The organism is Streptomyces mutabilis, assembly GCF_014649815.1.
Classification (GTDB): domain Bacteria; phylum Actinomycetota; class Actinomycetes; order Streptomycetales; family Streptomycetaceae; genus Streptomyces; species Streptomyces mutabilis.
This window is the reverse complement of record NZ_BMTT01000239.1, coordinates 1-576: the sequence shown is the minus strand read 5'-3', so window position 1 is coordinate 576 and position 576 is coordinate 1. Positions and strand designations below refer to the sequence as shown.

The 576-nt window shown below is 65.6% G+C and carries 1 protein-coding gene; it reads right to left on the bottom strand.

Annotation, left to right across the window (positions count from 1 at the left end; translation table 11 throughout):
- Positions 1–22 precede the first annotated feature (22 nt).
- Positions 23–499, bottom strand: coding sequence for a carboxymuconolactone decarboxylase family protein (locus IE142_RS35605; RefSeq protein ID WP_043384883.1), 477 nt, complete (start codon positions 497–499; stop codon positions 23–25).
- Positions 500–576 lie beyond the last annotated feature (77 nt).

The following is a 576-nucleotide window of genomic DNA, read 5'->3' as shown; positions in this document are numbered from 1 at the left end:
CGGGGGTCGTGGCCTGGCAGGCTCAGCCGAACTGGCCCGGCTGGTACTCGCCGCCCGGCTGCGCGGTGATGACCCCCAGCCGGTTGCTCGCGTTGATCAGCGCGATCAGGCAGGTCAGCGCGGCCAGCTGCTCCTCGTCGTAGTGCTTGGCCGCGTTCGCCCACACATCCTGCGGCACACCACCGAAACCATCGGCGATCCGCGTACCCTGCTCCGCCAGCTCCAGCGCAGCCCGCTCCGCCTCGCTGAACACCGTCGCCTCACGCCAGGCCGCCACCAGATTCACCCGCGCCGCACTCTCTCCCGCGTGCGCCAGATCCTTGCTGTGGATATCCGTGCAGAAACCACAGCCGTTGATCTGGCTCGCCCGCAGCAGCACCAGATCGATCGTCGCCTTCGGCAGCAGCCCACTGTTGATCACCGCCATACTCGCCGTGTTGATCCCCTTCATGGCCTTGCCGGCGATCTCACTACCGAAAAGATTCAGACGAGCAGACATCACACACTCCTTCACAGACATCGGTTACCGCTCTCCACCCCTTCCGACGACACAGCCCCGAAAAGTGTGAGCCCCGG

What these genes read in the sequence shown, in the direction of transcription:
- IE142_RS35605 (WP_043384883.1), bottom strand. Translation starts at nt 499, where the DNA reads ATGTCTGCTCGTCTGAATCTTTTCGGTAGTGAGATCGCCGGCAAGGCC.